At 38.1% G+C, this 26051-nt stretch carries 24 protein-coding genes and 2 tRNA genes; 12 read left to right on the top strand and 14 right to left on the bottom strand.

Annotated features, from left to right (window positions below):
- On the bottom strand, positions 1–1485 hold the full coding sequence (locus tag VXM68_RS01565; RefSeq protein WP_293956692.1) for an LptF/LptG family permease: 1485 nt from the start codon (positions 1483–1485) through the stop codon (positions 1–3).
- A 102-nt stretch (positions 1486–1587) separates the two neighbouring features.
- Positions 1588–1965: an START-like domain-containing protein gene (locus VXM68_RS01560; RefSeq protein WP_028070596.1), complete on the bottom strand. Its 378-nt coding sequence runs from the start codon at positions 1963–1965 to the stop codon at positions 1588–1590.
- A 65-nt stretch (positions 1966–2030) separates the two neighbouring features.
- Between VXM68_RS01560 and VXM68_RS01555 the strand changes: the two genes are divergently transcribed.
- Together VXM68_RS01555 and VXM68_RS01550 are read left to right on the top strand one after the other, a co-directional pair.
- Positions 2031–2104 (top strand) — tRNA-Met (locus VXM68_RS01555).
- Positions 2105–2397: 293 nt separating this feature from the next.
- Positions 2398–2471, top strand: a tRNA-Met gene (locus tag VXM68_RS01550).
- A 247-nt stretch (positions 2472–2718) separates the two neighbouring features.
- Here the strand turns inward: VXM68_RS01550 and VXM68_RS01545 are convergent.
- The 10 genes from VXM68_RS01545 to rplM all read right to left on the bottom strand — a co-directional run bounded on the left by VXM68_RS01545 (position 2719) and on the right by rplM (position 10639).
- Positions 2719–4398: a hypothetical protein gene (locus VXM68_RS01545; RefSeq protein ID WP_367210247.1), complete on the bottom strand. Its 1680-nt coding sequence runs from the start codon at positions 4396–4398 to the stop codon at positions 2719–2721.
- A 1-nt stretch (position 4399) separates the two neighbouring features.
- Entirely contained in the window at positions 4400–4732 is a 333-nt protein-coding gene (locus VXM68_RS01540) for a hypothetical protein (protein ID WP_367210246.1), read from the bottom strand.
- Positions 4733–4741: 9 nt separating this feature from the next.
- Positions 4742–5176 carry an ATP-binding cassette domain-containing protein gene (locus VXM68_RS01535; RefSeq protein ID WP_367210245.1) on the bottom strand — a complete coding sequence of 145 codons (435 nt, stop codon included), beginning with the start codon at positions 5174–5176 and terminating at the stop codon, positions 4742–4744.
- Between the two features lie 155 nt (positions 5177–5331).
- A complete protein-coding gene (locus VXM68_RS01530) occupies positions 5332–5715 on the bottom strand; it encodes a hypothetical protein (protein WP_209581447.1) in 384 nt (127 codons plus the stop codon).
- A gap of 217 nt (positions 5716–5932) precedes the next feature.
- On the bottom strand, positions 5933–6754 hold the full coding sequence (locus VXM68_RS01525) for a helix-turn-helix domain-containing protein (RefSeq protein WP_367210244.1): 822 nt from the start codon (positions 6752–6754) through the stop codon (positions 5933–5935).
- 143 nt (positions 6755–6897) lie between these two features.
- Positions 6898–7761 (bottom strand): SDR family oxidoreductase, encoded by an 864-nt coding sequence (locus VXM68_RS01520; protein WP_294187512.1) that lies wholly within the window; start codon positions 7759–7761, stop codon positions 6898–6900.
- Between the two features lie 190 nt (positions 7762–7951).
- The gene (tsf, locus tag VXM68_RS01515) at positions 7952–8788 is read right to left on the bottom strand and encodes a translation elongation factor Ts (protein ID WP_293956687.1); all 837 of its coding nucleotides are present in this window, start codon (positions 8786–8788) and stop codon (positions 7952–7954) included.
- A gap of 193 nt (positions 8789–8981) precedes the next feature.
- Positions 8982–9779, bottom strand: coding sequence for a 30S ribosomal protein S2 (gene rpsB, locus VXM68_RS01510; protein ID WP_075994149.1), 798 nt, complete (start codon positions 9777–9779; stop codon positions 8982–8984).
- An 18-nt stretch (positions 9780–9797) separates the two neighbouring features.
- Positions 9798–10184, bottom strand: a complete 387-nt coding sequence (rpsI, locus tag VXM68_RS01505) for a 30S ribosomal protein S9 (protein ID WP_070563091.1) — start codon at positions 10182–10184, stop codon at positions 9798–9800.
- A gap of 11 nt (positions 10185–10195) precedes the next feature.
- Positions 10196–10639 (bottom strand): 50S ribosomal protein L13, encoded by a 444-nt coding sequence (gene rplM, locus VXM68_RS01500; RefSeq protein WP_046671993.1) that lies wholly within the window; start codon positions 10637–10639, stop codon positions 10196–10198.
- 234 nt (positions 10640–10873) lie between these two features.
- On the opposite strand from rplM, the gene VXM68_RS01495 reads away from it, so the two are divergent.
- The 5 genes from VXM68_RS01495 (at position 10874) to VXM68_RS01475 (ending at position 16747) form a co-directional block, all read left to right on the top strand.
- Positions 10874–12592: a tetratricopeptide repeat protein gene (locus tag VXM68_RS01495; RefSeq protein ID WP_367210243.1), complete on the top strand. Its 1719-nt coding sequence runs from the start codon at positions 10874–10876 to the stop codon at positions 12590–12592.
- Positions 12582–13385, top strand: coding sequence for a DUF4292 domain-containing protein (locus VXM68_RS01490; RefSeq protein ID WP_293956684.1), 804 nt, complete (start codon positions 12582–12584; stop codon positions 13383–13385). The genes VXM68_RS01495 and VXM68_RS01490 overlap by 11 nt, the downstream gene beginning before the upstream one ends.
- Before the next feature lie 107 nt (positions 13386–13492).
- Positions 13493–14806 (top strand): peptidoglycan DD-metalloendopeptidase family protein, encoded by a 1314-nt coding sequence (locus tag VXM68_RS01485; protein ID WP_293956683.1) that lies wholly within the window; start codon positions 13493–13495, stop codon positions 14804–14806.
- 92 nt (positions 14807–14898) lie between these two features.
- A complete protein-coding gene (tatA, locus tag VXM68_RS01480) occupies positions 14899–15096 on the top strand; it encodes a twin-arginine translocase TatA/TatE family subunit (RefSeq protein WP_209581473.1) in 198 nt (65 codons plus the stop codon).
- A gap of 184 nt (positions 15097–15280) precedes the next feature.
- Complete coding sequence (locus VXM68_RS01475; RefSeq protein WP_367210242.1) at positions 15281–16747, top strand: LysM peptidoglycan-binding domain-containing protein; 1467 nt, start codon at positions 15281–15283, stop codon at positions 16745–16747.
- A gap of 9 nt (positions 16748–16756) precedes the next feature.
- On the opposite strand, the gene VXM68_RS01470 is transcribed toward VXM68_RS01475, so the two are convergent.
- Together VXM68_RS01470 and VXM68_RS01465 are read right to left on the bottom strand one after the other, a co-directional pair.
- Positions 16757–17269, bottom strand: a complete 513-nt coding sequence (locus VXM68_RS01470) for a phosphoribosyltransferase family protein (protein ID WP_293956680.1) — start codon at positions 17267–17269, stop codon at positions 16757–16759.
- 106 nt (positions 17270–17375) lie between these two features.
- Positions 17376–17957 carry an NlpC/P60 family protein gene (locus VXM68_RS01465; protein WP_293956679.1) on the bottom strand — a complete coding sequence of 194 codons (582 nt, stop codon included), beginning with the start codon at positions 17955–17957 and terminating at the stop codon, positions 17376–17378.
- A 535-nt stretch (positions 17958–18492) separates the two neighbouring features.
- On the opposite strand from VXM68_RS01465, the gene thrA reads away from it, so the two are divergent.
- From thrA to VXM68_RS01440, 5 genes are all read left to right on the top strand, one after another.
- Positions 18493–20940: a bifunctional aspartate kinase/homoserine dehydrogenase I gene (gene thrA, locus VXM68_RS01460; protein ID WP_367210241.1), complete on the top strand. Its 2448-nt coding sequence runs from the start codon at positions 18493–18495 to the stop codon at positions 20938–20940.
- A gap of 87 nt (positions 20941–21027) precedes the next feature.
- Positions 21028–21984, top strand: a complete 957-nt coding sequence (locus VXM68_RS01455) for a homoserine kinase (protein WP_294187511.1) — start codon at positions 21028–21030, stop codon at positions 21982–21984.
- A 133-nt stretch (positions 21985–22117) separates the two neighbouring features.
- Complete coding sequence (thrC, locus tag VXM68_RS01450) at positions 22118–23425, top strand: threonine synthase (RefSeq protein ID WP_367210240.1); 1308 nt, start codon at positions 22118–22120, stop codon at positions 23423–23425.
- Between the two features lie 161 nt (positions 23426–23586).
- A complete protein-coding gene (locus VXM68_RS01445; RefSeq protein WP_294347816.1) occupies positions 23587–24774 on the top strand; it encodes a class I SAM-dependent rRNA methyltransferase in 1188 nt (395 codons plus the stop codon).
- 66 nt (positions 24775–24840) lie between these two features.
- A complete protein-coding gene (locus tag VXM68_RS01440) occupies positions 24841–26037 on the top strand; it encodes an MFS transporter (protein WP_367210239.1) in 1197 nt (398 codons plus the stop codon).
- Positions 26038–26051: the final 14 nt, after the last annotated feature.

Below are 26051 nucleotides of genomic sequence, written 5' to 3'. Positions count from 1 at the left end.
CTAATGTGATTCTTTTAAATTATTCTTTTTTGAAAACTTTTCTTTTATCCATTTCCACGCGGCTTCTACTTTTAACTTGTATTGATCAATATCAAATAAAGCGGAATCTGTTGTCGATTTGTACGTTAGAAAAGCAGCAAGTGGTGTTAATACAATGATTGCCATCCACATCCCCATACCTGATGATATCGCGCCATCTTTAGCCGTTTTTTCTGCTACCGTCGAAATAATATGATAAATTAGAAAGAATATAATGGCCATAACTACAGGAAGACCAAGCCCTCCCTTTCTGATAATGGCACCAAGTGGCGCTCCGATCGCAAACAATAAAAGACAGGAAACAGCAAGGGTAAACTTGCGATGCCACTCAATGCGGTAGCGGATATCTTTCGATTTGTAATCTTTAAATTCAAGCGTACGGCCATTCAGATCTTCCTTCAGATAATTCAACTGGTTTAGTGCATTCATCGTGACCTGTGAACGTTGTTCTTGAGGTACAAGATCGGCAATCAGATTTTTAAAAGGTTTGATTTTAGCTTCTTTAACTTTGGGCTGTCCAGGTTGATTGGCACTAAAATATTTCGAGTAAATATTATATCGCGTATCTAATGTCCGGGAAATTGCTCTTCCCATACTATCTAACTTAATATGGTTCGAGTCGATATACATATCCAATTGTTTCAAATTTAACATGGCGTGGTGGCTCTTGAACAGGTTTTCATCTGTTTTACCCTGTTGAAAGCTTCCCATATCAAACTTTTGCTCAGTTTCTTTGAATTTAAATCGCGTAAATTGCTGCCGTGGATCGTAAGTTTTGGAGTTTTTAGTCCGTGCCTCTTCGTAACGTATACCATCCTTAAGTTTAAGAATCATATAATTGTTGTCGGGAGAATTGTAGATATAGCCTTCTTTTGCCATAAGTACATTATTGGCCGTATTGCCACCGCGGTGATCGTAGATCATCAAGTCGTAGAGAATTGTTCCCGTTTTGTTTTTTCCCCGGGCGCGGATGGAGTAACCTGGGATAGTATTGTTAAATATTCCGGGTTTGATAAGGAAATCGGCCTTTTTATTACGTACATCTGTAAGTAATGTCCCCATTTTCAGATTCACTACAGGAAGAATGTAGTCGGAGAAAAGAAAAGAACTTGTTGCGAAAATTCCGACGAGTACAAATAGCGGAGTCATCGCTTTGCGCAAAGATACGCCCGCAGCCTTAATAGCAACCAATTCATAGCTTTCACCCAGATTTCCAAATGTCATAATGGAGGAGAGTAACATGGATAAGGGCATTGCCATTTGAATTTGAACAACGCATTGATAGCCAATCAACTCCATAATCGTATACCATTCGAAGCCTTTTCCAATCAAGTCATCGATATACTTGAATAGAAAAAGCATCAATAGCACAAACATCACAATGAAAAATGTGACAATAAATGGTTTTATGAAAGCTTGAAGAATAAGTAAATGAACTTTTTTCATCCGTGACGCTAAGCAAATCGATGCCTTTGCATTAAGGCATCTCTACACCAAAGAACTCCCCTAGGAGTCCTTGGTGGATTATATTGCAAAGATAGGCTTTTTTTATGCACCTATAACACTCTGAAGATAGACTATTGAATTTTTCCAAATTAATTTTCTGTTTTCAAGATCTTCTTCTTTAGCGAAATCAGTTATTTTGAGAGCAACATCATTTGTTAGTTCATCTTGGTCGATCTCCAGATCGAAATAATAGGGATCATCATCGAGCCATTTAAAGCGTACAGATTTGTTTTCTTTCGATGCTACAATTTTTGCTCGGTGTGGTTCATCATCCCAAATGAAAGTATAAACGGTGTCTTTATAGTTTACATCATCTGCAAACCATTGTGCCAATTCGTTTGGTTCTTGCAAATACGGAAATAAAATTCTAGGTGAAGAGTTGATGATATATTCTAGTTGGAATTTTATTTTATCTGCCATATAAATGTTTTTTTTAATATTAGTTTGTTTAAATCAAAAATAAGCTATATTTGCATTCCCAAAATGGCGGGGTAGCTCAGATGGTTAGAGCGTTGGATTCATAACCCAAAGGTCGGCAGTTCGATTCTGCTCCCCGCTACAAATCTCTTCCAAAGTTGCTTTTTATTGCATAAACTTATTATTTGTAATAATACATATTTATTTTGTTATTGCAAGTTTTTTTATGAAAAGTTGACTCCTTATTTTGATAAATATTACCTTTTTGGTACGATCAAAGTTTTAGAGGTTATGTACTTTTTGTAGACAATAAATTTACTTGGTTAAAAATGAGTTTGTTGCGCTTAAAAGACGGTTTTTATACCAGATAATTGGTAAAAAAATAAAAAAATCTTTTGAATTGACACATGAAGTGGTATATTTGCATACCGAAACGGCGGGGTAGCTCAGATGGTTAGAGCGTTGGATTCATAACCCAAAGGTCGGCAGTTCGATTCTGCTCCCCGCTACTAGAAGCATCAATCTCTTAGGTTGATGCTTTTTTATTAAAAATATCTCATTCTATTACAAAATACCTTATTTTGGTGCCTAGAGGAAAGTATAGTCCTTTTTATTGCCTTATGGATAATAGTTATTTTTTTCACGCCCTCTGAATACTGCTTGCCTCTTGAGATGTTCGGCTAATGAGATTGAGCGTTTTCAGCAAAAATGCCTGTTCAAGTGTTATTCGTTGATGGTAGACAATTTGTAGTTTTATCAATTGTCGTCATAAGCAAGGCTTTTCCAATCTTCTTTCTTTAAATACTTTAACATCAAAAAGAATATGATCCATCCGAGTCCGGCTAAGATCCAAATTAGCGTTTCGAAATGGAAGATTGTTTTATGTAAGAAGCCCAATATCCCCAAAAGACCTAAGATGAATAAATTGGTTATTGCTTTAGAATTGGATTGGTTCGCTTTTGAAAACGGGTAGTTTTTGACCATAAAAAGCATAATCAAAATGCTTTCAATGCCGCCAACTGCAGAAGATAATAGGAGATCATTAATTGAATTGAGACCAAATAAGGGGATACAGATACATAAAAACAGGACGTTAAAAGGTAAAACATACTTAATGAGACAAGCCTTAAGAACACCGGTCATCAACTGTCCCGGCCTGTGGATGGGAGTCGTATAATAGATCCAAGCTGCTTTATACTTGTTGCTTTGAGTAATAAGCTGGAAAACGGTTAACATGGTGAGTAATGAAAGATAGAACATAACAATATACAGGCCCGAATCCCGAATTTTTAATATCTTGTCCGCCATTGGGAGCTCTTCTCCAGTACGTATAAATAAAAAAGTAAAGTAAATAGGCAAATAAGCCAACGAAGGATAGAGCTGTTGTTTAAATTCTCTTGTTTTAGCACTTATCAGCCATACAATGCCAAATCCTGCCTCTTCAACTGCGGATGAACATACTTTCGCGGATATCCATTTATATACAGGCTGTTTAGATCCATGATTCTGCTTCAAAGGCAAATTTTCATTGGGGTAGCTGTCTGCGCTTGCCAATGCAGCTATTTTTGAATTAAATCCACGAGAGAATAACTTGATACAGCCATAGATACCTGCAAAGGGAGTGAGTGCCCCCAATATGGATAGTATGATAACCGGTAAATTTTGGTCTCCAAAGATCAAGGGTTGAAAAGATGCAATCCATGTACTCGGAAATATCCAAAGAAATCGGAGCTGTTCCATCGTCAAATGAGATTGTACAATAGATTGAATCAGATTTGGGCCAACATAATAGGACAGGAAAAGAACCAGTGAGAGGCCTATCTGTATATAAGTAATAGCATCTTTAAACTTTTGAATGGGCAGGTATTTTATACTGATCAGGTAAAATCCGTTGACACCGATGAGAGCGACTAAGGTGCTGAAAATAAGCTGTAAACATAAAACAAGGACTGAAGTAATATGCCAATCAAATAATACATAAACAAGTACTGGTGCTGTTAGGGCAATTATTTGGTTAAACAGCTTTATTGCAATAAAAGTTATTCGTGCAATCGATAGCGTCCTGTCATTAACTGGTCGCGGCATAATGATATACTGGTCTCGGGTATCTAATAATATAGGTGAAAAATCGGTAACCAATGTTATACTCAGCATACTGACAAAGGTGAGCAGCATGATAGAAACAGCTAAATATCTATCTGGAATCGATAAAAGTATGGCCATGAATACCAAGCCAATCATCAGATACACCACAAATTGTAAGATCGAAGACGATGAGGAGGATTTATTCGTTCTACTTCTCCGAAAACTAATAGGTTTTCGGTCCTCTAAAATGATTTTTGTTTGTAAGATGATCTTAAACTGTTCAAAATTAATGCCTAAGCTTTTCCAAAACCCCGGAAACAGAAGAATAAACTTTAAGATGAGTTTTTCCATGCTATTGAATTGCTCTAATGATATTGGAGACATCCAATGTATTGCTGCCACTATTTGTTAATTTTGCAAATATATGCTCCAAAGATTCGTTAGCTTCTGTTTTTAGCTCCTCAATTGTACCATCCGCGATAATGCTCCCCTGGTTTATAAGTAAAATCCGATCGGATACTTTTTCGACAACATCCATCATATGGGAGCAGTAGAAAATTGTTTTTCCTTCTTTTGCAAGTAAGGAAATAAGTTCCTTAACAAAAATAACGGCATTCGCATCAAGTCCAGATAAGGGTTCATCCAGAACAATAATTTGAGGGTTGTGAATAATTCCTGAGATCAAGAGTACTTTTTAACGCATTCCTTTTGAGAAGGTGTCCATCCTATTATTCGCATTTGATTCAAGACCAAAAGCAGTCAATAACTTTAAGGAACGTTCCAGAATAATATTATTTTCCATTCCATAAAGCTTACCTACAAAATCTAAATATTCAATAGGAGTCAGTACTTCATATAATTCAGCATTTTCGGGAACATAACCTAACAATGCTTTTACGGCCAATGGATCTTCTTGAATGTTGATACCATTAATTTCTACAGTGCCTGTGAAATCTTCAATTAGTCCTGTCAATATTTTAACAGTGGTGGATTTGCCTGCCCCATTTGGGCCAATATATCCGATCACTTGGCCTGGGAATATGTCGAGGTTAATTCCTTTCAAAATTTCCTTTGTGCCGTACGATTTTTTGAGGTCAACGATCCGGATGAGCGGTAATATACTTTGCATATGATAACAATCTTCAAAGTAAACTTACGTAAAAATTGGGAGTTAAGGTTACTGTTGAGATCGTTATAGTGTGTATTTTTTAAATTAAAGATTCTTATTTCAAAAAATAGAAAAAGGGACCTTTTGGTCCCTTACAATGATTTTATTTTCGGAAACTATCTGTCATTCTTAGGATATCCTTCTTCATCAAGATCATCTCTCAAATCTTCTTCATTCTCTGCTAATTTCTTGTCTAAAGGAGATAACCGTTCATGATCAAAAGTCTCAATTCGCATGTTCGCCTGATCCAAGTCTTCGCCCTGAAGTTCATCTTTCGAAGCATATTCATCGCCCACAAATGGATTTGAATTGTCATAGGTTGAATCATCATCAACAGCACCCTCTGCAATAGTGTCGTAATCAGCCGGATGAGCATAATCTGGATCGTTACCGTCGACATCCATTTCATAACTGTCAAGGTCTTTGTTAAAAGTAAGATCCTGTTCTTTATCCGGATAGTCTTCTTCAACTTTCCCGTTTCTATATTCTTTTTTTGACATAATTCTGCTAATTTTTATTCATCATTAAAACAGTTCATATAAAAAAAAGTTTGGATTTTACTAGACAAAGTGGGGGCTCAAGTGCTATCAGAATATCAGTTGAATACCAAAAAGATAAAGTTTCATTTAAAAAGGGCAGAACATGTTAGTTTTAGAAAAAGCCGTTCAGCTTAGTCCAAATTATAGTCTCCATGGTATAATTCAGCATGATAACTTATCAAATGCTATTTTTAGCTCTCTTATAAGAGCTTGGTGTAACATTTCGTTTTTTCTTATAAAAATTAGTCAAGTGACTCTCATCGTTAAATCCAAGTTCTTCTACAATTTGTTTCATGCTATAGGTATTGGAAGCTAACCTGTCTTCAATAAGTTTAATTCGAATATCATCGATATACGTTTTATAACTCACAGTATATCGCTTTTTAAAAAATGCACCAAAATAATTAGCGGAAATTTGAAACTGATCGGCGATTGACTTAATTTGTAATTTGTCGGGAAAATAAATGTTTTGCTGAATATATTGATCGATTTCTTGAGACATTTCATAAGATGCATGAATAGGCAGGCCCAGGTCTTTTACAATATTTTCCACTAAAGCAAAAAGAGACATAATTTGGTGGAATATGAAAATAGAAGTCGTTGCGTCCTCACGGTCATATTGATGTATTAGGCCGAATACCTGCTCCGTCAATTTTTTATTTTCTTTCTTCAGCGATAGGCTCCTATTTAAAAATGTCTTCGAATTGAAAATTTCCACCGGACTGTAAGAAAGTCTGAAATTTTGCTGTATAAAATGAAGATCTTTAAAATAGGAACTGGAAAAATAGAGGACGAATACCATTGCATCTTTCTTAGTTTCAAGTGTTTCACAGGTCTTATTCAAAAAGAGTAAATTTCCTTTTGAAAATTTCAACATATTTTCTTTAGACAGGACCGATCCCTCCAGTATATATACTAAAGCGAAATCAAAGCCTGTTTTATTTAGTTCTATTTTTTGTTTTTGCTTGATTTTCTGAGAAGCGAAAGATAAATCCGTCATATGTACGATGCTGCTGAATAAATACCAACTACAAACCTAAGAAAAATAGAATAAACACTTAATTTTTCCTTTTGTTGTAATGCAACAATTATGAATTTACATCCACGATAAAGTGTAAATCATTTGTTGTTCTTAAAATATTATTAGGTGCTTTTTGCGTTTCGGGTCATCTTTTCAATAGAATCCCATTGATCTTCGGGAATAATATCCAAACCATTAAACTCTCCTGCTCCTTTAAGCCACTCTCCACCATCTATAGTAATGACATCACCATTGATATAACTTGCGTAGTCAGATACTAAATAGGCCGCGAGATTAGCAAGTTCCTGTAGTTCACCCAAGCGACCCAAAGGGATACGTTTGGTTGGGGAGAGAAGTTGGCCCAATTCACCAGGCAACAAGCGTTCCATGGCTCCGGAGGTTTGAAATGGGCCTGGTGCGATAGCGTTTAGTCGTATCCCTTTTTTTCCCCATTCCACAGCTAGCGAACGGGTGAGTGCTAGAACTCCAGCCTTGGCAGTTGCAGATGGTACTACATATCCAGATCCAGTCCACGCATAGGTTGTGACAATACTCAGTACAGCCTTATTTTGTTCATTTTGCGCGATCCACCTTTTTCCCAGCGCGAGGGTATAATTTATACTCCCTTGAAGGACAATTCCAATGACAGATTCAAAGGCTCGATGGCTTAAACGTTCGGTAGGGGAGATAAAATTTCCAGCGGCATTATTTATGAGAATATCTATTCCACCGAAATGCTCATATCCATAGGAAACGACGTGTTCAACATCATCATAATTGCGAACATCCCCCGCCACAGCAAGACATTTTGCCTGATGTTTTTCTGATAATTCTTTTGCTGTCTGTTGTATAATATCCTCTTTGCGACTTGTAATCAGACAAGAGGCTCCAAGCTCAAGAAAGTAATCTGTCATCGCTTTTCCTAGCCCTGTGCCACCACCCGTGATTAATATTCGCTTTCCTTTTAGTGCGTTCTCCTTTAACATGCCCATATGCTGTCAGTTTTTTATGTGTCCTTAAGTTACATAAAATTTAGAAATAAAATAAAAATGGATTTAAGCGATAACAGTTGGGAACTGGATGGAGGAGATATAAATAAAAACAGGGGCTACTCGATGAATAGCCCCTGTTTTAAAATGTTTCCATTTCTAATAATAGAATAGCATGGAAATATGCTTATGCGCCTAATTGTACGCGTTTGAAAGCAGTTACAGTCAATCCTTTAGAAACAGAATCTAAGAATTGCGCGATGTTTTTAGAAGAATCTTTTACAAACTCTTGGTTTAACAAGGTTGTATCTTTGAAGAATTTGTTCAATTTACCTTGAGCAATTTTTTCAGCCATTTCAGCTGGTTTTCCTTCAGCGATGATTTGTTCTTTTGCAATAGCGATTTCACGCTCGATTGTGTTTTGATCAACACCGTCTTTATCAATTGCAATAGGGTTCATTGCAGCAATTTGCATTGCCACATCTTTACCAGCTTCTTCAGCACCAGCTGCATCAGCAGAAAGACCTACCAATACACCTAAACGGTAGTTACCATGAATATAAGCGATAACTTTTTCAGCAGTGATTGTTTCGTATTTAGAAACGTCAATTTTCTCACCAATGACACCAGTTTGCTCGATTAAAGAATCAGCGATATTTTTGCCATCAAGTTCCAAACCTTTTAATTCTTCCAAAGAAGCAGGTTTATTGTTTAATGCGATATCTGCAATTTTTTCAGCGAAGGCTACAAAGTCTGCGTTTTTAGCTACGAAGTCAGTTTCACAGTTAACTTCAACTACAATACCTGATTTGCCATCAGCAGTAGCTTTAGCGATGATAACACCTTCGTTAGAGTCGCGATCCTGACGGCTAGCAGCTACTTTAGCGCCTTTTTTACGCAAGTAATCTACAGCAGCTTCAAAGTCACCATTAGACTCAACCAAAGCTTTTTTACAATCCATCATACCAGCGCCAGTTTGTTGACGCAATTTGTTTACATCTGATGCAGAAATTTGTACTGACATGTTTATTTCTTTTTGTTATTATTTACGACTAAAATTTGTACAATATTAACTTAAAAAAGGTTAAGCTAATATGAAGTTTAACATTCTTACTAAACGGGTTCTGTTAAACAAAAAACCGGACAGATAGGCTAGTTCAAGAAAAGTAAACTTTTCCAGAAACTAACGCTACGCCATCCGGTTTGGAATAAAAATATTATTCTCCGTCTTTCGCTTTGCGAGGACGTTTAGCTTCTGAAGCTTCACCATTATCAGCTTTTGCTTTAGCAGCAGCAGCATCTTTTTCAGCTTCTTCTTCTTTGTCGCGTTTGCGCTCGTCCAAACCTTCTTGGATTGCTTGACCAATGATACCTGCGATTAAGCTAATAGATTTGCTAGCGTCATCGTTTGCAGGGATTGGGAAATCAATGTTCGAAGGATCAGAGTTTGTATCTACCATTGCAAAAGTAGGGATGTTCAATTTCATTGCTTCAGAAACAGCGATGTGTTCTTTTTTCACATCGATGATGAATAAAGCAGCTGGCAAACGGTTCAAATCAGCGATACCTCCTAAAAGATTTTCTAATTTGATACGCTCACGTTGAATCATCAACTTCTCTTTTTTAGACAATACATCGTAAGTACCATCTTTTTGCATTTTGTCAATGTTAGACATTTTTTTGATAGACTTACGAACTGTAGCGAAGTTTGTAAGCATACCACCTAACCAACGCTCAGTCACGAAAGGCATGTTAACCTCTTTCGCTTGTTGTGCGATGATCTCTTTTGCTTGTTTTTTCGTAGCTACGAATAAAACTTTGCGACCTGATTTTACGATTTGTTTGATAGCTGATGCAGCTTCTTCTAACTTCGTAAGTGTTTTGTTCAAGTCAATGATGTGGATACCGTTGCGCTCCATGAAAATGTACTTAGCCATTTTCGGATCCCATTTACGTGTAAGGTGACCAAAGTGCACACCTGCATCCAATAAATCTTGATAAGTAGTTCTTGCCATTTTTTGATCCTCCTTTGATTAACGTTTACTGAATTGGAATCTTCTACGAGCTTTACGACGTCCTGGTTTCTTACGCTCAACCATACGGTCATCACGCGTTACTAAACCTTTAGCACGTAATGCAGGTTTAACTTCTGGGTTAAGCTCAACCAATGCTTTTGCGATCGCTAAGCGAACAGCTTCTGCTTGACCTTTAACACCACCTCCGTTAACGTTTACTTTTACATCAAAGTTTGCTAATTCACCAGCTACGTTCAAAGATTGAGTAGCGATGTATTGCAAAGGTAATGTTGGGAAATACTCTTTGTAGTCTTTACCGTTTATGATTATGTTTCCGCTACCAGCAGTTAAGTAAATGCGGGCAACAGCAGTTTTTCTTCTTCCTGAAGTATTAGTTGTTGACATGTCGATTCTCCTTAAAATTTAACTGGTTTTGGATTTTGTGCTTCATGCTTGTGCTCAGTACCAGCATAAACGTAAAGGTTCTTAAACAATTGACGACCTAAACGGTTTTTAGGAAGCATACCACGAACAGCTTTTTCAATGATGCGCTCAGGGAATTTAGCCATTAACTCTTTAGGAGAAACAAAACGCTGACCACCTGGATATCCAGTGTAGCGTACGTAAACTTTGTCACCTAATTTGTTTCCGGTCAATTTGATTTTGTCTGCATTGATAACAATCACGTTATCTCCACAGTCTACGTGTGGGGTGAATGTAGGCTTGTGCTTACCACGAATTACTTTCGCGATGTTGCTCGCCAAACGCCCCAAAATCTCTCCTTCAGCGTCAACAACGATCCACTCTTTGTTAACGGTGTTCTTGTTGGCAGAGACAGTTTTGTAACTTAACGTATTCACTTGCTTTTGTTTAAATAATTTATTAAAAAATTTTTCTTTCCCTTATCTCAAGGGTCTGCAAAGGTACATCTAATATTCTATATTTTAAAATCTATTTTACTTATTTTGCTGAATACGAGTCGAATTTATTACACCACCCGCTAATCTCAATATTTTTACAACTACCTCGAATGAATATTGTTACATTAGTTAGTATATTGCAGGAACAAATTTTTAATTATTTAGCGGAAGTAGATGAGATTTAATTTTTTGAATAAACGATTTTTAAGTTTTATTGGCGTGTTCCTTTTGGTCGTGAATTCATTGCACGCGCAATCACAAGATAGGAAAACAAAACCATATGATGCCCGATTTAAAAATGTGCAAGAGATATTGAAGCAAGGCAAAATTGGACCGGGTATGGATTCTCTTGACGCTATCATCGCAGACTTTCCGCAGGCAGACGATATCTATTTTACTAAAGCGATTCTTCTTGCTCAGATGAGAAATCAGGATGGAGCGATTCAAGCCATTAAGCAAGCGCTTGATATTCAGTCTAAGCCAGAATATCTGAGTTTCGCGGTCGACGCATTTAAAAGTAAAAATGATGCAGACAGTGCATTGATTTATCTTGATAAGCTGATTGATCAGGACGATAATAACACCGCGTCGCTTAAACGCGAACGAATCATGCTTCTTTTTAATGGCGGATATAAAGATGTGGCTTTAGAGTACTTTTATAAAACTAAAGAAATTGCTGGTTCTTCAGATACGTTGGATATGGTCGGTAGTGTGTTGTTGAATGATGCGGGCAATTATAAAAGTGTCATAGAGCTTTTAAAGCCCTGGGCAGATAAAGGGACTTCTTTAGCCCAGGTGTATGGTCAGCTGGCACAAGCGTATAATCTTTCCAAAAACTCGAAGTTAGCACTGGAATATATCAATAAAGGAATTCTCACCACAAAAGAAGACTTTCTCTATTTTGACTTAGCCGATCTATATCGATTTGATAAAAAGCTCAAGTTATCCCTTGATGCGCTCAAACAGGGGTTTCAGTCTAAAAAGATAGACTTTGCTGATAAAAATCGGATAATAATGACTTTATTAAATCCCAAGGGGCCTTATACACCGGATCAATTACTCGAACTGGCTAATATCCTGGTGGAGGTTCATCCGCGGATTGCTGAAAGCCATATGGCAAAAGGACAGGTACTATGGCTAAAAGATGATAAAACTGCTGCCCAAAGCTCTTTGGCAGTAGCGGTTAGTATGAACCCCTATCAGATCGATGCCTGGCGAATGTTAATGAGCTTGGATATGGATAAAGGTGAATTTGATCAGGCAATCGCTCATGGTGGAGAGGCTTTGCATTATGTGCCCAATAACGCTACAATACTCTATTTTACCAGTATGGCTTATCTGATGAAGAAGGATATGGAAAATAGTCGGAAGTTTATGGAAGCAGCATTGAATAATGCACAGGAAGAATCTCCATTCTTACAGGCAAATATCTATGGCGGATTGGGTGATATTTATAACTCGCTCAAAATGTATAAAGCCTCCGACGCAGCGTACATGGAAGCCATCCGACTCGATAGTACAAATGTGACAGCAATGAACAATTTAGCCTACTATTTGTCGTTAAGAAAGGAACGACTTGATGAGGCTACGAAATATGCTGCTATGGCAACAAATTTGCAACCCAATAATGGTACGTTTGAGGATACTTATGCTTGGGTGCTATTTGCCGATGGAAAATATGACGAAGCATTGGTTTGGATTCAAAAGGCATTAAAAAATACTATCCCACAAACTTCGGTGTTGCTGGAACATTATGGTGATATTCTGTTTAAGTTAGGGAAAAAAAACGATGCCGTTAAACAATGGACTTTGGCTTTGGAAAAGGGAGTGGATTCGGATGATAATAAGCTGAAATTGAAAAAGAAGATTGACACAAAAAGTTATGTGGAATAAAATTGTTTGGGCTTGTGCTGTAATGGTTTTGCTCTCTTCCTGTAGTTCGAAGAAGAGGATGCTGAAAGAAGCTGAGCTGAGGGCTCAAAACGAATTGACGATAAAGGATAATACCAGAGAGGCAAAGAAAAATAGTTTACGCCATCTTTTTTTGAACAATTTGGATTATTCGACTTTTTCGGGAAAAGCTAAAATGAGGCTTGATTTGGGAAAGGACAATTATGACGTCAATTCAACTATTAGAATAGAGAAGGATAAGCGAATCTGGATTTCCATTTCTGCTACATTGGGTATCGAAGTGGCACGTGTTCTAATAACTCCAGACAGTGTTCAGATCCTCAATAAGTTTCAAAGTGAATATATGGTTAAGCCTTTTGATTATTTATACCGTTTCGCCAGTTCCGATCTGACGTTTGGAAACTTACAAGACTTATTGCTGGCAAATCTGTCTGTGGATCTCTTATCTGATATTGATCAGGTAAACTTTAAGCAGGATTCAATGTCGGTTCAATTGGACGGTAAACTCAATGAGTTGGATTTTTTGTATAGGTTGAATAATAACAATAGGCCTTATCAATTTAGATTAGCCCAACTTTCAAAGAAACAATTATTGGAAGCTAATTATGGCGAATATGCTTTGGCTTCGGGACAGGAATTTCCGATGCTTTTAAAAATGATCATTTCTGACGGCCGCCAAGAAATTAAGACAGAAATTAATTTTAACAAAGTTACTTTTAACGAACCTGTCGAAATGCCTTTTTCAGTATCGTCGCGATATAAAGTAATCCGATGACAGGCTGTCTATATCCTTTAGATTTATTACTTTCGCAATTAGTTTGCTAAAGTAGATATGAAGTCATAAGTTAGAAAGATGGCAAACACAACAAAATAGTACTGTAAATGAAGTTTAAAAAGACAATACTTGGTATAGCTGTTTTCCTATTCATGATTGGGATTTCATCGGCACAAACTCGAGCTGAACTTGAAAAGCAACGTGAGAAGCTCAATCGTGAAATTGCTGAATTACAAAATACGGTCAAAGAAATTGCAAAAGAAAAATCATTGACCCAACAACAAGTGACAGCATTGAGTAAGCAGATTAATTTGCGCGAGCAGAAGATAAATACCATTACTTCCGAAGTAGCTGTAATTAATAGACATATTAATGCCAACACGGCTGCAGTGAGTAAATTAAAGGCCGAATTGGAGAAGATGAAACGTGACTATGAGAAAATGGTTATGTTTGCTTTCAGAAATCGGAATGCATACAATAAATTGATGTTTATTTTTGCATCGAAAGATTTCAATCAAGGGTTTAGAAGAGTAAAGTATTTACAACAATTCAACGATTCTAGAAAGCTGAAAGCAGCTGACATCGAAAATACCAAGAAGCAGATCGAACAGAAAATTGCTCAGTTGCAAGCTGACCGCAACAAACAGGTTGCTTTAATGAAAGAGCAGGAAAATGAGAAGAGAACCATATCGCAACAAAGATCCGTTTATTCAGGGCAATTAAGTGAATTGATCGTTACAGAGCGTGGCGTGAAAAAAGATATTACGCAAAAACAAAAAGAGGAGCGTCGTATCAATGCAGCCATTAAGGAAATCATTAGAAGGGAAATTGAGGCTGAACGTCGCCGGGCTGAAGCTGCGCGCCGTGCGGCTGAAGCTGCAGCTGAGCGAAACCGTAAAGCAAATGAGCCTACAACGAATACAAAAAATAAAAATGCCGCAAGTTCAAAAAGCAGCAATACCGCGCGAAAATCAGATTCTGAAGTCTTACGTAGCACACCGGAAGCTGTTAAGCTTTCGAATGATTTTAGATCTAATCGCGGTAGTTTACCTTGGCCTGTTTCCAATGCGAAGGTTATGCAAGAGTTTGGTTCAGAAAGTGTGGGTAGAAATGTCAATTGGGATCATGAGACGGTTAAAATACAAACCTCGAGCGGTGCAGCTGTGAAAGCAGTATTTAATGGAGAAGTGTTAAGTATAGTTTCAATGATGGGGCAGCGTATTGTCATGATTAAACATGGGGAATACTTCACAGTGTATATGAATTTGGCAGGTGTAAGTGTTTCAAAAGGACAAAAAATAAGCACAGGTCAAACCATAGGAACAGCTGACGTCGACTCAGATACTGGGGTTCCGATGGTAGAGTTTTCTGTATTACAAGGAACGACACCACTCAACCCGATGTCATGGTTGGCTAGATAAGAAATAATTACTATATTTAATAATTATCCTTACATTTGTAAGGAGAGCGAGAAATTTAGTTTAAAAGAATTGAAAAACAAGAAATTATAGTTATGTCAACATCATTATTAATCATGGGAATCGGGGGGCAAGAGTTAATTGTCATTGTAGTAATATTGTTACTATTATTTGGTGGCAAGAAGATTCCCGAATTGATGCGCGGGTTGGGTAAGGGCGTTAAGGAATTTAAAGATGGCCAAAAAGAGGACTCTCCAACAGAGAAAAAAACTGAGGTAGAAGATAATAAATAGGGGAAGTTTAGATCCCATATAGCATGGATACGATTTTGCGAGGAGCAAAATCGTATTTTGTTTTATACTCGACCTAAAGCTCAATAGGGCGAAAACCATTTTTATACTAAAACCCATTTCTAAGCGTTTAGATTATTGTTGATTTTTCAGTAGATCAATCAAACTCGGATTTAACAGTAAATTTATGATCGGAAAACAGGCGTTAATTTCATTACTCGGAGGGGTATGCTTTGTGCTACCGCTTAAGGCCCAAGAAAGCGCTGTAGAAGGTATGAAAGAAGCAGCACAAAACTTCTTTCAAAAAAGCATCGAAAAGGAAAAACAGGAGATTTACCAATACCTAGATAGTATAAAATCTACGGGGAATAACGGACAGCAGCATTCGGAAATAACAGATGAAGATATACAGCTGGTTCGGAAATTGAAGGCAATAGAACGGGAGGTCCCGCTAGACTACTCCCCTCGAGTAAAAGAACTCGTGGCGAAATACACCTCAGACAATTATAATCCTTATATGTGTAGAATGATGGGATTAGGACAATACTATTTTCCATTGTTTGATAAAATTTTGGATGAGGTAGGCGTACCACGCGAACTTAAATATCTAAGTGTAGTTGAATCATCCCTAAATCCGCGCGATATTTCCAGTGCAGGAGCGACAGGTTTATGGCAGCTAATGTATTATGAAGCCAAAACTTATCACCTAACTGTAGACAGTTATACCGACCAGCGTATGGATCCGATCGCTTCCAGCTATGCAATCGCAAAGATTTTAAAAGAAGCCTATGAGGAATATGGCGATTGGCTACTAGCAATAGCATCCTATAATGGTGGTAAAGGAGCTGTTAGCCGCGCAATTCAACGCTCAGGAAAGGATAAGGCAACTTTTTGGGATGTTGCACCTTATTTGACACAACAAACTCAAAACTATATCCCTAAATTTATCGCTATGACCTACGCGATGAAGTATGCAGATGAAAATAATATCAATGCGGCAGATACCGAACTTTCATTAAGAACGCAGATCTTGGATATCAATAAACGAATTTCATTGAGCCAAATAGCAGATGCATTACAGGTGTCCAAAGAAACATTACGCGCATTAAATCCTAGTTTTAAGAAGAATGTATTAAATGGTACCGAGGATGCCCCGTTGCGGTTAGTTTTACCTGTAATCGACAAGAAAATCGCTATAGAAGAGTTATATGCAGCACTCAATACGCCAGTGGCCCCTTCAAATGCAATCCAAAATGAAAACCTAGTGCAGACGCTACTCAACGGAAAGTATAAAGTGAAAGTTGGCGAAACATTCGCTTCCATTGCTGATAAGTTTGACGTGACAGTTCAGGATATAAAATCGTGGAATAATCTGCGCAGTAATCAAATTGTTCCTGGTCAAAACCTACTAATAAAGAAGGAGGATGATTTTGTAAATGCAAAATTAGCCCGTAATACAGAACGATCTGCAAAGAAAAGCCAGCAGCATGTAGCCAATACCGTACGTACAGCCTACTATGTCGTAAAGAAAGGCGATACATTATCTGAGATTGCAGATAAAAATGGTACTTCAGTGGGGCGGCTTAAAAGTGAAAACAATTTGAGCGGCAGCTGGATAAAACCAGGAATGAAATTAAAAGTCTCAAAAAAATAATAGCATGGTTTAAATTAACCATGCTGCATCCTCTTCATTGTCAAATTCTTCGAGCGTAACAGTGACGTGTTCCCGTAATATCGTGGAAAGCTTTGTACCATAGTAATCGCTAAATATTGGGAACTTATGGTGGCTTCTATCAATTAATACAGCAGTTCTCATTTTTTTTAGCGGTACATTCAAAAATACCCCTAGACCATAAGCTAGTGCCCTGCCACTATTGAGTACATCGTCCACAAGGATAATAGTCTTGTCTTTTGCGATGTCAACAGCTAAGTCTGTGTTTGCGCTCAATGACCTGCTGGTCTTGTTCATTGTAACCTTAATCAATAGAATCTCTTTGTCCGAAATGTCCTGCAAAATTGCTTGAAGACGTTGAGCAAATACATAGCCCCGGTCAGCAATACCTACCAATACAAGCGTTTCATCTTCAAAATTGTCTTCCAATATTTGATAGGCAATCCGAATAGATTTTTGTTTTATTTGTTCTTTATTTAAGATAAGCGTTTTCTTTGAAGACATAATAGTATTTCCAATGATTATTGGGTAAAAATAGGATATTATATTGTATAAAAAAAGTCCAAAACGAGTAAACGCTTTGGACTTTCTGCGAGTGAATCTACTCTAATTAATTCAATTTATTATCTTTCTCTGCTTTGATTATCTCCGCAGTAAGCGTTCTATTATCTTCTGGTAAGCGACCTCCGTTGTAATAATAACGTCGCCAGTATGGCTCATCTAGGTTGCTGATCATGACACCTTTACTAGAAGATGCATGTGCAAATTTATTATCTCCGATATAAACCCCTACATGGGTAATACTTCTACTTCTTATTTTGAAGAATACCAAATCACCAGCTTTAAGCTGATTCTTCTCGACAGTTTTTACTTGAGAGTACTGATTTCTGCTATTATACCCCAGCGATGTGTTGAACACTTTGTCGTATAATTCGTAAGAAAATTTTGAACAATCAATGCCTCTCTTTGAATCTCCTCCTAAACGGTAAGGAGTACCTAGCCATTCATAAACAAATTGATAAAGTTTGGTGTTTGTTGTTGCTGATACTGCAACTCCCATGATTTGTGAAAAGTATTCCTTCGCTAAGTTGTCAGGATCTGATTCTGGTTTGGAGTTTCTGTTGGTTTGTGCCTGCGACACTAGACATAAGCCGATAAATAGCATTGACGCTATAAATTTCTTTGTTTTCATTAAATCGCTTTTTTGTACAACATTTAACTTTTAAAAATTGAATACTGTCATCTATTTTGGACAGCACTGTTGCGAATATAATACAATAACAGTTCAAGGTCAAATTTATTTTCACGTATTTAACGAAATTTTAACAATTTTAACATCTTCAAGGATGTATTTATACCTGATGAGAACGATTTTATCTGATGAGTTCCCGTATTTATCAAGAGTGGCACTTAGGCGATTTCCACATGCTTACTTGATGATAAAATACCACCTCAATGAGGGTGTCGTTGTGAATCTTAAAAAAAATATTAATTTTCTTTGGTAAAGTGTTAATATTTGTTCTATATTTACAAAACATAATTAAAAGCAATGAACACCACTTCAATTATTACGTCGATTATTATTACCACCGGGATAAAACTCAGGAGGAAGTAGTTTCATTGTATATAATTGTAGACACAATATTTAGAAGCGCTTTCCTCAAAACAGGAAAGCGCTTCTTTTTTATCGCAAAAATCATCAATCTAAACAAACAGTATAAAGTAGCATGAAAGTCTTAAAATTTGGAGGTACATCAGTCGGTACTGTAGAAAGCCTAAAGGCAGTCCTAGGCATTGTAAAAAAATCGTATGATGCAAAGGAAAAACCATTGGTTGTGTTGTCAGCTATGTCGGGTGTGACAAATTTGCTCACTCAGTTAGCTGAGGACGCTGCAGAAGGAAAATCCTTTTCAGAGGGACTGAAATCCCTGGAAGATAGACATTTTGCCGTAGTGAAGGAACTTCTGGCTGTAAAATATCAAAATCCTGTATTTACGAAGCTGAAATTATTTTTTAATGAAATAGAAGACCTTCTTCAAGGAATTTTTGCACTAAAAGAGCTGAGCTATCAAAGCAAAGATCTAATATTAAGCTACGGCGAGCGCTGTTCGAATTATATGGTATCTAAAGTGATGGAACAATATATTCCAGAATCTTTATTTGTGGATGCTTCTCATTACGTGAAAACTGATTCGAACTTTGGCAATGCGCATTTAAATGAAACATTGACCGAGCAATTGGTGAAATCACTATATATATCACATGGCGATAAATTATTGTTTGTGACGGGTTTTATCGGTAGTAATGAAAACGGGCGTATTACCACCTTAGGAAGAGGCGGTTCAGATTATACAGCCGCTATCTTCGGATCCATATTAGACGCGGCAGCCATTGAAATTTGGACAGACGTAAATGGCATGTTGACAGCAGATCCCCGCATTGTAAAAAAAGCTTTTTCATTACCTGTTTTATCATATACAGAGGCAATGGAACTCTCTTATTTTGGGGCTAAGGTGATTTATCCGCCTACAATGATTCCAGCCTTCCTAAAGAAAATTCCAATTGTGATTAGAAATACCTTTGAGCCTGATTTTTCCGGAACCGTCATTCAGTTTGATAGCGGCAAAACAGCGCTACCAATAAAAGGAATTTCCTCTATATCGGATATTTCGGTTATCAATCTAAGTGGTTCAGGTATGATCGGCAAGTCGGGCTTTAGTGGAAGGCTTTTTACCTTATTGGCTAGAGAGCAAATCAATGTTGTGTTAATTACACAGTCATCTTCCGAACATAGCATCACATTTGCTGTAAACCCATCTGATGCCAAACGCGCGATACAATTGATCGAAGTGGAGTTTGAATTAGAGATCCAGGCCAATAAACTCATCGTGCCAGCGATTGAAGATAACCTTTCAGTCTTAGCCATCGTTGGCGAAAATATGAAAAAGACACCTGGTATGTCCGGTCGATTATTTGCTGCGCTAGGAAGGAATGGCATTAATGTTCGCGCTATAGCACAGGGCTCATCTGAATACAATATATCTGTTATTATAGGTAAGGAAGACCTGTCGAAGGCACTCAACGCTGTACACGACGCTTTTTTTGCTGAGCTAAAGAAAACCCTTCATGTGTTTAATATCGGTACGGGTAACATCGGCGCAACTTTATTTAAACAGTTGGAAAATCAACATGATTTCCTACTGGATAAAAATGATATCGAAATTAAAGTCGTCGGAATTTCGAATAGCCGTAAGATGCTTTTTAATACCGAAGGTGTTGATTTAACTAATTGGTCTAATGAACTCGACAAAAATGGAAATGAATCAGACTTGGCCCTGTTTATCGACCGGATGAAGGCACTCAATCTGCCCAATTGTGTCTTTATAGATAATACCGCGAGCAAATTACCGGCAACCTATTATGAAGATATCTTTAAATCCAATATTTCGATCGTTACCTGCAATAAAATTGCGAACTCAGGTAAGTATGAGCAATATAAAACACTCCGCGATACCGCTCATCGTCACGGTGTAGACTTTTTTTATGAAACAAATGTAGGCGCCGGACTACCAATCGTCCGCGTACTCAAAGACTTGATGTTGAGTGGTGATCGCATCGTCAAGATAGAAGCTATTTTATCTGGAACAATCTCGTATATCTTCAACAACTTTAAAGCTGATGCTTCTTTTTATGATGTTGTTAAACAAGCACAGGAACTAGGATATACTGAACCAGATCCAAGGGATGACTTAGGCGGTATTGATTTTATGCGTAAAATGCTCATATTAGCTAGGGATGCCGGATATCCTGTCGAAGCCGAGGACGTAGACCTAGGTTCAATACTTCCGCCGGCATGTTTAAAAGCTGATTCCGTAAATGCGTTTTACGAAGAATTGAAGCGCGAAAATGATTATTTCGAAGCCATGAAGCAGAAAGCGGAAGATGAAAATAAAGTAATACGCTACATCGGAAAATTGGAAAATGGAAAAGTATCCATTGCGATTCAGTTCGTTGATGAAAACCATCCTTTCTATGCATTATCGGGTAGTGACAATATTATATCATTTACGACAGAGCGCTATAAAGAACGTCCTTTAGTAGTAAAAGGTCCGGGGGCTGGGGCGGAGGTAACAGCTGCTGGTGTATTTGCCGATTTGGTCAATGTTGGAGCATAAATACGATTCAAGGAAAATAACAATTACGTGATGGCTAATAATTTAAATGTAGAATATCTGAAAGATAAGATTATAAATTTAGACAGCATGCTGTCCGAAGTTCGTGTCTTTGCACCTGCAACTGTCGCCAATATGATCTGTGGTTTTGACATACTGGGCTTTGCGGTTGAGGCGCCAGGCGACGAGGTAGTTATGCGACGCACAGCACAACCCGGTGTAACTATTCGTAAAATTACAGGCGACGATGGAAGATTGCCGCTCGATCCAGGTAAAAATACCGTTTCTGCCTGTGTTCAGTATTTATTACAGGCGCTGAATATTTCTTCAAAGGTCGGTGTGGAAATTGAATTACATAAACATATGCCTATCGGATCGGGATTAGGTTCTAGCGCAGCCAGCACCGTGGCAGGGCTTTTTGCCATCAATACTATGCTGGGTAACCCCTTGACAAAAGAGGAATTATTGCCATTCTGTGTCGAAGGCGAGCGCTTGGCCTGTGGTACGGGGCATGCTGATAATGTGGCCCCGGCACTCTATGGAGGCATAACGTTAATTCGGGGAAATGAGCCTTTGGATGTGATATCTATACCTTCTCCTAAAGAACTCGTCGCTGCAGTCGTTTTTCCACAGGTCGATGTTCCCACACGCGATGCTAGGCAACTTATTAAGGATAAAGTACTGTTAAAAGACGCCGTCACCCAGTGGGGTAATATCGCGGGATTAGTAGCTGCTTTGTTCAAAGAAGATTATGATCTTATTGCACGAAGCATGAAAGATGTTCTTATCGAACCGACCCGAGCTATTTTAATTCCCCAATTTTATGAAATGAAAGAGATTGCTCTAAAACACGGTGCCTTAAGTTTTGGTATTTCTGGCTCTGGACCATCAGTTGTGGCAATAACGCGAGACGAGAAAATAGCAGAGGATATCGCAGACAAAATTCAGACTCATCTCAAAGAAAACGAAATTGATAGTTTTGGATATGTTTCTCGTGTTAATGTAGAAGGTCCCCGAGTATTAGATCAGAAGTTATTTACAGCATAGAGGCCTATCGGATCTAAGGTTAATCCATATTTTAACGCTTAAAAAGATAACAAAGTGAAATATCCATGTGAAAATATCAATTTAAATTGAAACAGGATGTTTCATATGGCGTTTAAAAAAAAGAATATTACATATGAAATTTTATAGCACAAATAATAAAACATTAAAAGTTTCCTTTAAAGATGCGGTCTTCAATTCGCTACCAGCAGACAAAGGATTGTATATGCCGGAAGCGATCCCTCAATTGGATCCATTATTTATTAAGAATATTCAGCAGCATTCTTTACAGGAGATTGCATTTGAAGTCGCTTACACGCTCTTGGGGGATGATATTCCCAAAGAAGATTTAAAGCAAATCGTGAACGACGCGATTAACTTCGATGCTCCCGTAAAATTTTTGACCGACAACACAGCTGTGCTCGAACTTTTCCATGGGCCTTCTTACGCCTTTAAGGATTTTGGGGCTCGATTTATGAGCAGAGTAATGGGGTATTTTTCGCAGACGGATGACAAATTACTGGATGTGCTTGTTGCGACCTCTGGTGATACTGGTGGAGCTGTTGCCTTGGGATTTTTGGGTGTTGAGGGAACGCGCGTAACCATCTTATACCCCAAAGGTAAAGTGTCCGAGGTTCAGGAATTGCAATTGACTACAAATGGACAAAACATTCGTGCAATTGAAGTGGAAGGTACATTTGACGACTGCCAGGCATTAGTGAAACAGGCTTTTAATGATTCCGAACTAAATGCCGTCTTACGCTTGACTTCAGCCAATTCAATAAATATAGCACGATTAATCCCCCAGACATTCTATTACTTCTATGCGTACGCGCAATTGAAGTCGCAAGGAATCAATGAGGTCATATTTACAGTGCCGAGCGGCAATTTTGGTAATATTGGGGCAGGCCTATTAGCCTATAAAATGGGGTTGCCTGTCAAACATTTTGTTGCGGCAACAAATGTTAATGATACCGTACCCAGATTCCTTTCATCAGGTTTATATGAACCCCTGCCTTCAGTACAAACATTGAGCAATGCGATGGATGTTGGAAACCCGAGCAACTGGGTTCGTATACAGGATATCTTTGGAGGAGATGTGAACGAATTAAAAAGTATGTTATCTTCCTATACTTTTACAGACGAAGAAACAGAAAGAGGAATGCAGAAGTTATTTGAAGAATCGAACTATATCGCCTGTCCACATACAGCAATTGCATGGCTTGGCGCTCGTGCTTATGCAAATGAATATCCTGGTCACTATGCTTCGGTTTTCTTATCTACTGCTCATCCCTGCAAATTCCCTGATGCAATCGCTGCAGATGTGTTTGAAAAGATAGTTCTGCCTAAAGGAGCAGAAGATTTGCAAGGAAGGGAAAAGTTAGCTGAACCGTTAAAAGTCGATTTCGAAGCCTTTAAAAAATATCTAATCAACCATAATTAATCGTGAGGGCTCCTTTAGGAGCCCTTTTTGCTTTCATTAACAAATAGCGGTTCTTTTATACGTAAGGAATAATTTAAAAAAAGTACGACCTGTTTAGAAAGAGCGATGTTTATCCAGAAAGTTTCGTCACGATGTCGAATTAATACGTTAATTTTGCAGTAATGAAATCAGTTTATTTGAATAAGGGTAAGGATAAAGCTGCGTGGCAATTGCATCCTTGGGTATTTTCTGGAGCAATTAAATCATTGTCCGATAAAATTGAAGATGGCGAAGTTGTTGGTGTTTACAATGCTGAACGTGAATTTATTGCCTATGGTCTATTTCACAATAGCTCGCGCGTAGCCATTCGTTTATTGGAATGGAATCCTCAAACGCAGATTGACGCAGCGTGGTGGCGTTCACGCGTCCAAAAGGCTATTGCGGCACGACAGCATCTATTGCAGAAAGATGTGACGAATACTGTTCGTTTAATCTTTGCTGAAGCAGATTTTCTTCCTGGACTTATTGCAGATAAATATGCAGATTTTATATCTATCCAGGTTCACTCCGTTGGGCTTGAGAAAGTTAAATCAATTATTATCGATGAATTAAATGCTCTGCTGCAGCCGAAGGGAATTTATGAACGTAGCGATCTGAAATCCCGTGAACATGAGGGACTACCCGATACCAATGGGCTTTTGTATGGAGAACTTCCACCAGAATTTGTTGACGTTGTCGAAAATGGTATCCATTATAAGGTGAACATTATTGATGGACAAAAATCCGGATTCTATTGCGATCAACGAGAAAACCGTCAGCTCACAGCCAACTACGTTTCGAATAAGCGAGTCCTGGATTGTTTTTGCTATTCGGGTGGCTTTACATTGAATAGCCTGAAAAACGGAGCATCGGAAGTAATTTCCGTAGATAGCTCTGCGCTGGCTATTGAAACCCTGGAAAAGAATATTATTGAAAATGGATTTGAACCCAGTCGGCATAGAGCAATATTGGCGGATGTAAATAAGCAATTACGCAAATTTATCGATGCGGGGGAAAAATTTGATATGATAGTCTTGGACCCGCCCAAGTATGCACCATCACGATCAGCCTTGGAAAGAGCATCTCGAGCCTACAAAGATCTCAACCGCCGCGGTTTGATGTTGTTAAATAGTGGTGGTTTGTTAGCAACATTTTCTTGTTCAGGCGCGATGGATATGGATACCTTCAAACAAGTGCTTGCTTGGGCAGCGTTGGACGCAGGTAAAGAAATTCAGTTCATCAGACAGTTCCATCAACCTGAAGACCATCCTGTGCGCGCCTCTTTTCCCGAAGGAGAATATCTGAAAGGATTGTTGGTCCGCGTATTATAATTTATTACATGGAGATAATTTGGGTTGGTTTGCGAAAACCAACCTTTTTAATTTTTAAACAACGTCATGATACAAGAAAAATCGAGTAGACCTATCTTTTCAATTTTATTTGCCGTAAGCATGGTGCACCTTTTGAATGACATGATTCAGGGAGTGATACCAGCGACATATCCCTTGCTCAAAGAAGAACATCATCTGAGCTTTTCGCAGGTTGGGATGATCACAATGGTTTATCAGATAGCAGCATCAATATTCCAGCCTGTTGTGGGCTCATTTACAGACAAACATCCTGTTCCATATTCGCAGATTATCGGAATGTCTTTTTCTCTGCTTGGTATGCTTTTATTTTCAAAAGCAAACAGTTATGAATGGATCTTATGTTCTGTCTTTCTCGTGGGGGTTGGATCCTCAATTTTTCATCCCGAATCGTCTCGCGTAGCTTACATGGCGTCAGGTGGAAGAAGGAGTATGGCGCAATCTATTTTTCAGATCGGTGGAAATGCGGGGACGGCTATGGCCCCAATTATTGTCGCCTTTTTGATTTTACCGAGAGGACAGCAGGCAATCGCATGGATGTGCCTATTCACAATCATTGGCCAATTTATATCTTATTATATCGGGAGTTGGTATAAAGAAAAGCTTCGAAATACAGCTAGATCGACGAAGCGAGCGATACGCGTGCCAGATTTACCCAATGGTCGGATCGTTATGACTGTGATTATCCTCCTACTGTTGATCGTATCAAAATATTTCTATATCGCAAGTATCACAAATTACTTTCAGTTTTATACCATCAAAAAATTTGGGATCAGTGAAGTAGAAGCCCAGGTTTATCTCTTTTATTTTCTTATTGCAGTTGCTGTCGGAACCCTATTAGGAGGAGCATTCGGCGATCGATTTGGCCGTAAATATGTTATCTGGTTTTCTGTATTGGGCGTTGCACCATTTGCATTGGCATTACCGTATGTCGGACTTACTATGACAGGGATATTGATCGTCATGATCGGATTAATTTTATCATCAGCTTTTCCAGCGATTATTGTTTATGCACAGGAGCTATTGCCGAAAAAACTAGGCATGGTTTCAGGTTTATTTTACGGCTTTGCATTTGGAATGGGCGGAATAGGATCAGCTGTGCTAGGTTGGCAGGCAGATCACACTTCTGTCGAGTTTATTTATCACTTATGCTCTTATCTTCCCTTGATCGGTATCGTAGCTTATTTTCTTCCCGATCTGCAAAAAACACAATACAAAGAGATTTAAACTTGAAAATAAAC

Source organism: Sphingobacterium sp. R2 (assembly GCF_040760075.1).
In the GTDB taxonomy this organism is placed as follows: domain Bacteria; phylum Bacteroidota; class Bacteroidia; order Sphingobacteriales; family Sphingobacteriaceae; genus Sphingobacterium.
This window is presented reverse-complemented; position numbering and strand designations above follow the sequence as displayed.